At 45.4% G+C, this 11482-nt stretch carries 6 protein-coding genes; 5 read left to right on the forward strand and 1 reads right to left on the reverse strand.

What is annotated here, in order from left to right; genetic code table 11:
- The first annotated feature begins 319 nt into the window (after window positions 1-319).
- The 4 genes from A3KS_RS0116290 to A3KS_RS22850 all read left to right on the forward strand — a co-directional run bounded on the left by A3KS_RS0116290 (window position 320) and on the right by A3KS_RS22850 (window position 8485).
- Window positions 320-751, forward strand: coding sequence for a DUF3788 domain-containing protein (locus A3KS_RS0116290; RefSeq protein ID WP_026395806.1), 432 nt, complete (start codon window positions 320-322; stop codon window positions 749-751).
- Between the two features lie 251 nt (window positions 752-1002).
- Entirely contained in the window at window positions 1003-2868 is a 1866-nt protein-coding gene (locus A3KS_RS22840) for a 7TM diverse intracellular signaling domain-containing protein (protein WP_026395807.1), read from the forward strand.
- A complete protein-coding gene (locus A3KS_RS22845) occupies window positions 2865-3797 on the forward strand; it encodes a response regulator (RefSeq protein WP_051355954.1) in 933 nt (310 codons plus the stop codon). The genes A3KS_RS22840 and A3KS_RS22845 overlap by 4 nt, the downstream gene beginning before the upstream one ends.
- A 92-nt stretch (window positions 3798-3889) precedes the next feature.
- Window positions 3890-8485 (forward strand): hypothetical protein, encoded by a 4596-nt coding sequence (locus A3KS_RS22850; RefSeq protein WP_051355955.1) that lies wholly within the window; start codon window positions 3890-3892, stop codon window positions 8483-8485.
- 316 nt (window positions 8486-8801) lie between these two features.
- On the opposite strand, the gene pdxR is transcribed toward A3KS_RS22850, so the two are convergent.
- Window positions 8802-10238 carry a MocR-like pyridoxine biosynthesis transcription factor PdxR gene (pdxR, locus tag A3KS_RS0116310; RefSeq protein ID WP_026395808.1) on the reverse strand — a complete coding sequence of 479 codons (1437 nt, stop codon included), beginning with the start codon at window positions 10236-10238 and terminating at the stop codon, window positions 8802-8804.
- Between the two features lie 121 nt (window positions 10239-10359).
- On the opposite strand from pdxR, the gene A3KS_RS0116315 reads away from it, so the two are divergent.
- Window positions 10360-10965 carry a LysE family translocator gene (locus A3KS_RS0116315; RefSeq protein ID WP_026395809.1) on the forward strand — a complete coding sequence of 202 codons (606 nt, stop codon included), beginning with the start codon at window positions 10360-10362 and terminating at the stop codon, window positions 10963-10965.
- Window positions 10966-11482: the final 517 nt, after the last annotated feature.

Below are 11482 nucleotides of genomic sequence, written 5' to 3' on the forward strand. Positions count from 1 at the left end.
CAAAAACTTCGGTAACTGAAATCCCCTGTGCTTTGCGGATGCCAGATTGTCTCAGCAATGTTCCCAGTCTCAATGCTTTAAAAGCTTTTAAAAATGCAATTTTTGTCTGTTCAGATGGGGTGTTTTGGTTTATCATAGTGGTATGCACCTTTCTTGTCTGATTTTTGTTTGGTTTGCATCTACATTATATCAGACGTTGGGTGCGTTTTTCTGTCAACTTCTGTTTTTAGAAGCCACAGAATGTGTTGTTGTAAAGTCTCAGCTGAATTTTAGAGCTGGGAAAGTTGAGTAAATATTATTTGAATTTGGAGGTTACTCAATGGAATGGAGTCAAAATTTTGAACAAAACAATGAGCCGACCCTGGATGACATGATCCGATTCGTCAACAATCCGCTCTGGGTTGAACTGCAGAGCTTTATCGAGGAATTTTATCAAATCAAACCGATCATGAATTACAGCCGCTGTTCTGCCCAGAAAGGCTGGAACCTGAAGTATCGAAAAAGCGGAAAGTCCCTTTGCGTTCTATACCCTATGGATAATTATTTTATCGCCCTGGTAGTAATCGGAGACAAGGAATTGACCGAAACTGAAGCGTATCTTCCCCAGGCAAGTAGCGAAGTTCAAGCCCTGTTTGCCAAGACCCGCTTTGCAGCCGGTGGCCGATGGCTGATGATCCCGGTCACAACCGAACGGATTTTAGAGGATGTGAAGAATCTGATTCAAATCCGTGTCCATCCCCCCAAACGTTGATTCGGCAACTTTAATTGTGGAAAAGCGATTGTGATATTTATTATAACAAATCTATCATACCCGAAAACGCAAAATCTGCAAAATTCACACATTATTTTGTTGAATACATAGCCTTGTTTCACAGTTTTTCGATTAAAGATACCTTTATTCAATAACTGCACTTAAATTAGCCACTCTCATTAAACTTGCATACAGCAATTTAAAAAACAAAACTCCTTTCGGAAAAACTAGAAAAGCACGGTTGAAAAAATATGACTGACAAAATTAAAAAACTCTTTAAACAGAATATAATTTTACTGCTGGTTGTCACCCTTATCTTTTTTCTTGTTTTTTTTGCGATAAAACATGCGGAAAAAAATAACAACCACCCAAACAAAATCACATATGATTATTATGAAGATACTACCGGTGGGTTGGCATTAACAGACATACAAATGATCTTTTCTGAAACCACCGTTTCACAAAACACCACCGGCTTTTTCATGTTCGGAAATAGCAAGTCTACCTACTGGATTCGGATCCCTTTGAAAGAACTGTCACCCGCCGAAAGAGAAGCCCGTCTGTTTATTTATAATCCCACCGTTGCCAAGGCGGTACTGTATCTACCTGTTCAAAATGGCGATATGACAAGCTATGAAGCCCGGCCTTCGGGGTGGTTCTTCATTGGCGAACAGCAGGATGATCATTTTGTTTATCCTGCCTTTTCCTGGGACAGTAATACCAATTTTAATCAAGATGCCTATCTTGAATTATTTTCCCCATTTACCCAGAACTATACCCTTGACCTGTTACCTCAGCAGGAAGCGGATCAAACAAAGCAAGCCCTACTTTCACTCTATGGGGTGCTATTCGGTATCTTTTTTGCTGTGGCAATCCACAACCTGTTTATTTTTTTAGAGCTTCGGGAAGCCGCAAATCTCTATTACTTTTTTTATGTTCTAATCATGGCCGTCTACCAGGGCTGCCTCCTTGGCATCTACAACGTCTTTGCACCTGACTATGCAGCCTTTTTTATGTCTAATACGCTTCTCTTTTCGCTGCTAAACATGCTGATGGCGATCTTGTTTTTCCGCAGCTTTTTCCGTACCAAATGGTTATTTCCAACCTATGAAAAATGGGCAAAAGGTTTATTAACAGCCGTTTTTATCGGCGCTGTTTTCGTGTTGATTGCGCCTTCCACCCTTGTCAACCTCTATGCCCACAGCTTATCGCTGATCGGCGGACTCTCGATACTGTTTATGGCTATCGGCGCTTTTCGGAAAAATTATAGCCAAGCCCGCTTTTTTATTGTCGGCTGGCTATTTATCATCGTCGGTGTCGGGATCAGCTTCTGCCGAAATGCCGGATGGATTTCCAATAACGTGGTCAGCCTCAACATCATCTTTCTCGCTATGGCTCTTAACTCCTTATTTTTGTCAACCGCATTGGTCCAACGGGTAAAGCTGCTAATGGCAGAAAAAGAAGTTGCCCTCAAAAACTATTATGAAGCCGCAGAGCTGGCTAAATCTCGGGAACTGGCCTTTTTGCAAGCCCAGATCAAACCTCATTTTTTATATAACACCCTAAATATCATTGCCAGTCTGTGCCGCATTGATCCGTTAAAAGCCCGAGAACTACTGTTAGATTTAGGGGAATACCTACATCATAGCTTTGATTTTTACCCGGATCAGCAACTGGTACCCCTGGAAACCGAATTAAACGGTGTCCGCGCCTTTGTCCGAATTGAACAGGCGCGTTTTCCCAATAAACTGCGGGTATGTTATGAGCTGGCTGAAATTAACCATCTGATGATCCCACCGCTGATTCTCCAGCCGTTGGTGGAGAATGCCATCATCCACGGCATTCGCAAAAAAGGCACCTGCGGAACCGTCATGATCCGCACCACCCAGGAGAATGATGCCATTGTCTTTGCGGTGGTGGACGATGGTATCGGAATGACAACGGAACAGATAACGGAAGCTCTTTCCCATGAATGGCACAAAGGAAAAGGGGTCGGTCTGTCAAATATCCATAAACGCCTGACGGCCTTGTACGGGCAGGGGCTAACAATAAAAAGTATCCCGGAAGAGAAAACTGAGATTTCCTTCCGGATCGGAAAGAGGGAATCGACTCAATGATAACTGCGATCTTAATCGATGATGAATATTATGCCCTGGAGGGACTGAAACGGGATTTAGAGGATCTGGGCGCTGTTCGTGTTTTAGGCACCTATGAACGTGGTGCCGATGCCCTGGACCAGCTTGCAATCCTACAACCGGATCTTATTTTTCTTGATATCGAAATGCCGGAAATGAGTGGTCTGGAATTATTTGACCGGTTGCTGGAGGTTTATCCGCAAGCGGCGATTGTCTTTGTTACGGCTTATAATCAATATGCTATTCAAGCTTTTGAACTCAATGCCATGGACTATCTTCTCAAACCGGTTCAGCCGGAGCGACTGGAAAAAACCTTAAAACGTCTGTCCGCAAAAGTGCCTGTCCTGCTTCCGAAGCAGCTGTCAATTCATTGCTTCGGGCAGTTTTCCATTCAGGCGGACGGCGAAGAAGTGGTCGTTCCCTGGCGTACCCGAAAAGCCGAGGAGTTACTGGCTTATCTGGCATGTGCCAAGGGACAGTTTGTTTCAAAGGAAAAGCTGGCCGGAACACTCTGGCCGGAACTGTCCCAGGAAAAAAGCAAGGCCAATTTTTATCTGACCTTTCACTATTTAAGAAAGCAGCTCACCGAAGCCAATTTGGCGCTGCCAATCGAATCGGAGCGAGGAAAAGTCCGTTTGAATCCGGAACAACTGGATCTGGATATTGCCCTGTTCGAAAAAATGATACCTCAATTGGAGGAACTATCTGATGAAACCGCCACCATTGCCGAAGCCGCCGCCGCTATTTACAAAGCACCTCTTCTTGACGGCCATTATTATGAATGGAGTGTGCCGCTGGGATGGCACTATGAGCTGCTCCATCATGAGCTGATAAAAAAACTGGCCGACTACTATCACAAGCAAGGCGATTATCATAAAGCCGCCTATTATCAAAAAGAATCTGCCCGATAATCATATACACTTCACTTTTGCAAATATTTTGTAAAGTATTTATTTTATATAATGGCACTTAACAAAATGATCTGCGAATTGGAGAAAATTAAATGCCTTTAAATGAAAAAACCCCCATCCTACCGTTGGTACTAATGATCTTTTTAATCATTGTACTGGCACCAACAACAGCTATCGCAAAGAACGAATCCCCCTCTGCCGGTTTAAACACCGCTTCATCCGCCAATGATGAACAAATCGACGTCTCCCAACTGGTTGATGCGGAAGCCTTTCACGCCGAATATCGGGGACACATCCAGAATATCGGCGATATTGATGCATGGACCATCGGACCGAAGCAATTTGGCACCATGGGCCGAAGCCTGCGCATCGAAGGTTTTATGATTAAATTAATCGGTGACGTCCCCGCCGATATGCACATCAAGTATACGGTCCACGTTCAGAACAAGGCCTGGCTTTATCCGGTGGACGACGACAGCACCTGGCCAACCGATGGTGCCTTTGCCGGTACCCGGGGAGAATCGCTGCGACTGGAAGCCGTACACATTAAGCTGGTGGATGAAAGCGGCAACCTGTATCCCGACTATTCGGTTTACTACCGGGGCCATGTCGAAAACGAAGGTGATATCGACTGGGTCAAAAATAACGGTGAGCTGGGCAGTACCGGTAAGGGCCAACGCCTGGAAGCCCTGGAAATTAAGATTGTCAAAGAAACCCCAGATCCTCCGGTTGTCCCGGACACCGATCTGACCGCCTATCTGGCGGCCATTGCTGCCTATGCTGATAAGCAAGACTTATACACTGCGGAATCCTGGAGCGCCTATCAAACCGTTCTGAGCGAAAACGTGATGAGCACTAAAAATAGTCAAACCGAAGTGGATCAGGCGACCACACGCATCACCGAAGCCCAGAAAAAACTGGTGTTAAAACCCGTGATTCATCACTATAGTGTCGATGGCTTCAAAAAACTGTTGGATAAAAACACTGCTCAGACTGCCATCAATAGCATGTCCCTGAGCGTTTTTGCCTATACTGCCGCGAATGTGCAGATTGGTGATGCCATTTCCAACAACTTAACCTATGAAGTTCTGCGCGAGTCCACATCCATTGCGGTCACCCCAATTCAAGGCGTATTAACCCTTAACGCTGCGAATCTGACCATCGGCAACTACCGTTTGGTGGTTAAGCTTAATGGCAGTGAACTCTTAAACAATACCTTTGTAGTTACCGACAGCACCTCAAGCGGAGGCGGTGGGTGGACGCCCCCACCACCGCCTCTTCCAGTAGATCCGACTCCAGTAAATCCGACTCCAGCAGAACCGACACCAGCTTTGAAAAAAGAGGTAGAAACCATTAACTCAGCGAATGTAAACACGTTTATCGCGTTTACCGCGCCTGAGACGCCTTCTGGCAACATGACTGTCAGTATTCCCGCCAGTGGATTGTTTTCGGTTCAGAATATACAGGAATTACTTGGTGCTAAAAACACTCAAAAACTCAACAGATTGAAAAGTCTAAAAAGCATGGGACTAAACACGAGTAGTGCCGACGACTCTTACCAGCTAACCAATGTGGTTTTTACCTGTAATTATCCGGATCTAGTCAAGAACCAAAAGAATCAGGATGGCCGGTTTATAGCACCGGATGGCATTATCCTGCTGACCGAACTGAGAGAAAATTTACAATTTACCTTTTATCGTACCGATGTTAAGGTTGTTAATACCACCTCTGGAGTAGAGAAGGCTTATCCCAGTGTCAGCATGGGCAACAACGTGGTTGAAGTAAAGATTGAGTTCCTTCCCGTTGCAACGAATAGTGTTAAAAAAGCGGAAGAAACTAAACGACCTGCCGATCTTGATACCGCCCGAGGCTGGGTGGATCTACTGCCGGATGGGGATGATAAAAAAAATCTGAATACCCGCATCAATGCGGTGGCCAAAGACAATATCAAAGCGGCAACTTTTGAAAAGTTGATTATTCCGAAAAATACCGCTGACGCAAAATTGACGGCCGTCACCGCCCGGATTAAAAGCCTGATTGGCAGTGGCGGTTATACGCTTACCCCCAGCGGTACTAATTATACGATTACGCTGATGCCGTCAGCGGCTCCGGAGGAATTAACCCTCACCACCACCTTCCTCCAGACGATTGATGTTCCGGCCATTAGCGGTATCACCGTTCCCGACATTGAAGGCCTGCCGGTGACTGCCATTACCGAAACCGCCCAATATACCGGAACCGTCACTTGGAAAGATACAGCGAACCAAACCCCAGTTCAGTATGAAGATGGCAAACAATACACTGCCACCATCACTCTGACGCCCAAAACGGTCGCCGATGGCAGCAATCTGGTGGGCTATACCTTAACCGGCGTCCCCGAAAACTACTTTACGGTGGCTGCTACCGAAACCCCGGCGATCAACCTGGCCAATGCCGGGGTGATAACGGCTTTGTTCCCCACGGTGATTGATCCCGTGGAAGTGGCGGTTAAAGCTGCGGAAACCGGTCTTATTGAAAAAGAAAACACCGGTATTATCTTTCAGAAGATCCTAGCCGCTCAAGGTCTGGTTAGCCCGCTTGACACGGGCTTAAGAAAACAGGGTTTTCAAGCCCGGCTGGATCTTCTCAATGCGGAGTGGTCATTGGCTTGCGAGATTGAACTGATCCGATTTAATCGATCGACTAGTGGTGATAACTTTGGTAGTTTAGTCGGTTTGTATCTCCCCAAAGCAACCGAGAGTATTGCTGCTTTGCCGGATATCCTCCAAAAAACAAGCTACCAGGATCGACTGGACGTGATTAATACCATTATTGAGTTAATTTTTCAGGAGTATTCTTGTTATTCTTTTTTGCAAATGCCTATTCTGGTGCTTGACGATTCCCATAAGCTGGCCGCCGTCAACACTGCTGTCGGACAAGTCCTGGCCGGCGACCCAAGCGGCTGCCAGTATGAGATAGAAAAAGGCGAGCCATGGACTGCTTCTTTTGGTGGTACTATGACCTCTGACACCTTTGAAGTCACGATTAAAAAAGGTAATGCCAGCACCGTCTATTCGCTTCTCATCTATGAGTTTATCTCGCCTGATTTTTCAGCCAGTTTGGTGGACAATAATGAACCCAAGTCAGCTGAAATACCCTTTACTATCGAGATCACCGGGTTTCAGAATGAAATTGGCCAGCTGCTTACCGGTACCCGCAAGATTACTTACTACTGTATGAACGGCTCCGATATCATCTTAAATACCACATTGTCAATCGATCAAACCATTGCGTTTAATAACGGCAAAGCCACCCTGCCGGTCACCCTCCCGTCATCCTCCGGGGCTTTTGATTTGGAAAGCTGGGACAAGAGACTCTATGTTAAAGTGGACGGGAATAACAATGGCAAGTTTTTTGACATCCCAATTAACCTGACTATCAACCTGAAAGATATCGGCAGTGTGACCGTCCCGGCCATTGAAGGCATACCGGTGACTGCCATTACCGAAACCAACCAGTATACCGGAACCGTCAGTTGGAAAGATGCCGCGGATCAAACCCCAGAGCGTTTTGAAGATGGCAAACAATACACTGCCACCATCACGCTGACACCTAAAACCATATCCGCTGGCGGCAAGCTGGTGAGTTATACCTTAACCGGCGTCCCCGAAAACTACTTTACAGTGGCTGGCACCGAAACCCCGGCGACCAATCCGGCCAATGCCGGGGTGATAACGGCTTTATTCCCTCCGGTTACTGATCCGGTGGAGGTAGCTGTTAAAGCTGCGGAAACCAGTCTAATCAATAATGAAGATATCGGAATCACCATGCAAAAGATCCAAACTGCCCAAGGTCTGGTTACTCCACTTGGTGATAGTTTAAGAAAGCCGGGTTTTCAAGCCCGGCTGGATCTGCTGAATGCCGAGTTATCGTTGGCTGGAGTGATTATAACTATCCAAGGTAATCGAATGTCTCCCGGTAATAACTTTGATGGTTTAAACGGTTATTATCTCCCCATAGCAACCACCAGTATTGCTACTTTGCCGGACAGCCCCACAAAAACAAGCTATCAGGATCGACTGGACGTCATTAATACCATTATTGAATTAATTAATCAGGAGTATAGCCCGCGTCAGGCTTTTTACCAATTTAATATACCGGTGCTTGACGACCCTCATAAGCTGGCTGCCGTAACCACTGCTGTCGGGCAAGTCCTGACTGATTACCCAAGCAACTGCCAGTATGCGGTAGCCTCAGGCGATCCATGGCACGCTTATTTAGGTGGTAATGGAATCTTTGACACCTTTGATGTCAGGATCACCAAAGGCACTGCCAGCACCGTCTATTCGATTTGCCCCCGGTTGTTTATCACACCTGATTTTTCAGCCAGTTTGGAAACGGAAGATTCCAAATCAGCTGATACACTCTTTAATATACTGATCACCGGGTTTCTGGATGAAAATGGCCAGCCACTCACCGGCACCCGCACGATTACCTATTTCTGTATGAACGGCCCCGATAGTACCATAAATACCACGTTGTCAATCGATCAAACCATTGCGTTTAGTAACGGCGAGGCCACCCTGCCGGTCACCCTCCCGTCATCCTCCGAGACGTTTACTTGGGGTAGCTGGGACAAGAACCTCTCTGTTATAGTGGACGGGAATAGCAATCTCAAATATTTTGTCATCCCAACCGAACGCCGATAATTTATCGCCGTTTAGCCTAAAAGCACACCGAAGCCAGCATTTCTGGCTTCGGTGTGCTTTTTTGTGTTATTAGAGTTCTGTTAAAATATCGAAACAAAAAGATATGTATATGAAAAAAATATCTGACTGTAATCATGGATCAATCCAAAACATACATCGGTACAACGTAAAATCGCCTTGACTATTCTGACGGAAGATTATTTTATCACTTTGGTTGTAATTGATAATAATGAAATGATCAACACTGAAAGTTTCTTCCTCTTCTCAATGTTTAAACGCTATCGTTGTTTGCAATGAACTACAATTGCTTCAACGGCTAATTGCCGATATTCCCCTTAGCCGCCCGCACTACCTGAGCGATGCCGGCAATGCCTTCTTCAATCGCCTTTAAATCGGTATTCCCATATCCCAGCACTAACGCCTGGTCACCGGCTTTTTTTGCCTGCCCTGAATTTACGTTATCATTCAGAAAATAATCTCCCAGGGTCGTTACAAAAATCTGTTTTTCGTTCAGGGCTTTCCGAAGTTCCGCATCAAACACAATCGACTTAAAAGCCGCAACCAGATGCATCCCGGATCGGGTTCCGGTTACCGAAACATCCTCACCAAATTTTTCTTTCAGACAGGCTTCCAGATGATTGCGCCGTTTTAAGTAAATCCCCTTCATTTTCCGGATATGCTGGGTCAGATATCCCGCTTCGATAAATTTAGCCAAGGTTAGCTGCTCCAGCACCGGCGAATGAATATCCGCCACATATTTTTCGTTCTGCATTTCCGCCACCAGACATTCCGGCAGCACTAGATAGCCCATTCGCAGTGCCGGTGAGAGAATCTTCGAAAAAGTCCCCACGTAAATGACCCGCTCTGGATCGAGATTCTGGAGCGACTGGATCGGATTACCTTCATATCGGAACTCACTGTCATAATCATCTTCCACAATCAGGCAGTTATGCTTTCGGGCATACTCGATCAGTTCAATCCGTCGTTTGATGGATAGCACTACGCCGGTGGGAAACTGATGGCTGGGCGTTGTAAAAATCAACTTCGGCGGTTTTTCCGGCAGTGCCGCAGTCACAATCCCATTTTCATCAACCGGAATGGTTTTAATAATGACCCCATTGTTCCTAAGCGTATAGACAATGCCTTGACTGATGGGGTTTTCAACCAAAACCGCCTCGTCTTTTCCCACCATCCGCGATAGCAGGCTGAACGCCTGCGCTGCACCATTAACAATCATAATGTTTTCTGGCCGACTGCTAACGCCGCGCACCCGCTTTAAATAAATCGACAGCTGCTTTCTCAGAGCATGCATTCCAAAACTGTTCTGATAATCCAGACTTCTGCCCTCCAGGGTTTCGGTCACGGTCTTGTAGATTTGCCCCCATCTTTTAATCGGGATGGTATTTAAATCTGGAACTCCGGTACGAAAGTTCACCCGTTTTGAAGGAAACAACAAATTGTCGCTCTGCGTTTCTTTGTCCGGGGACGCGGTTTCCTTTCGCTCAAAACAGATCCCGTCACTGACATAGGTGCCGGATCCTTCCTTTGCATAAAGATATCCCTCTGCCCAAAGCTGTTCATAGGCTTCCATCACCACATTGCGTGAGACCGAAAGAAACTCAGAAAGCCCCCTAGTGGATGGCAGCTTTTCATCCGCTTTTAGCTCCCCGGAAAAAATGGATTCTTTTAGTTCGTGATAAATCTGTTCCGCTAAGGATTCCTCCTGGTTTCGGTTTAAATTAATATGCAGCATCGACTCTCCCCAAAGTGGTTTGGATTTTTAAGCTAGAAATGGTTCTTATTATCGCCACTTTATTCTGCTACGATTATAACACAACCGCCATTAAAAAAATCAAAACCATGGAGGCTCTAAAATGATCACCACTACTTTTTTTCTCGCTTCACTGATTGTCATTCTACTTCCCGGAAGCGGCGTTCTTTATACTGTTTCAATCGGTCTGACCGGTAGTCGTAAAGACAGTTTCTTTGCCGCTCTGGGCTGCACTCTCGGGATTATCCCCCATCTGGCCGTCGCCATTCTGGGACTTTTATTCATCCGGGAAATGAACTCCGCCGCCTTTAACCTAATCAAATGGATCGGCGCTTGCTACCTGTTGTATCTTGGCCTGGGGATGATCCGCTCAAAAGCTGGCCTGACAGCAAATGAAGCAACCACTTCAGCGACGCCGTTTGCGATTATTTTAAAGGCCATTCTTATCAATCTGCTAAACCCCAAGCTGACCCTATTCCTTTTTTCATACCTGCCCCAATTCATCGTCAGCGGCAAAAATGCCACCGTCCAAGGTTTGCAGCTTGGTCTTTTCTTTATGCTGCTGACGTTGATTATTTTTATCCTCTATGGGATTCTGGCTGGCAGCTTTAGTGTGTTTTTAAAGCAGTCTCCCAAAACTTTTCTGCGGATTCAGCAGGGTTTTGGAGCCATTTTTATTATTTTTGCGGTGCAGTTGGCGTTATTTTGATAAAGTGGTCTGCGCTGATGATCCAAATGAATTAAGCGCTTGCTCAAAAAATCCACGCAAAAAAACAGCCTAAACGGCTGTATCATAACATTTTTCATTAATTTTCAAATGGCGGAGAGAGAGGGATTCGAATTGTCGGATAAGCATAAAACAGATCTAAATGAATACCAACGAATTTTTGAAACACCTTGTTTTAGCCATTTTTAAACTTTCATCTATAATTAGAATATAATGAACTCAACTTTCCCAGCTCTAAAAATCAGCTGAGACTTTACAACAACACACTCTGCAGCTTCTGAAAAACAGAAGTTGACAGAAAAATGCACCCAACGTCTGATATAATGAAAATGCAAACTAACAAAAATCAGACAGGAAAGGTGCATACCACTATGATAAACCAAAACAACCCATCTGAACAGACAAAAATTGCATTTTTAAAAGCTTTTAAGGCATTGAAACTGGCAGGATTACTCAGAGATTCCGGGATCCGTAAAGCACAGGGTATAAAAGTTGCTCA

The sequence above is a fragment of the Acetobacterium malicum subsp. dehalogenans DSM 11527 genome (genome assembly GCF_000472665.1).
GTDB lineage: Bacteria > Bacillota > Clostridia > Eubacteriales > Eubacteriaceae > Acetobacterium > Acetobacterium malicum.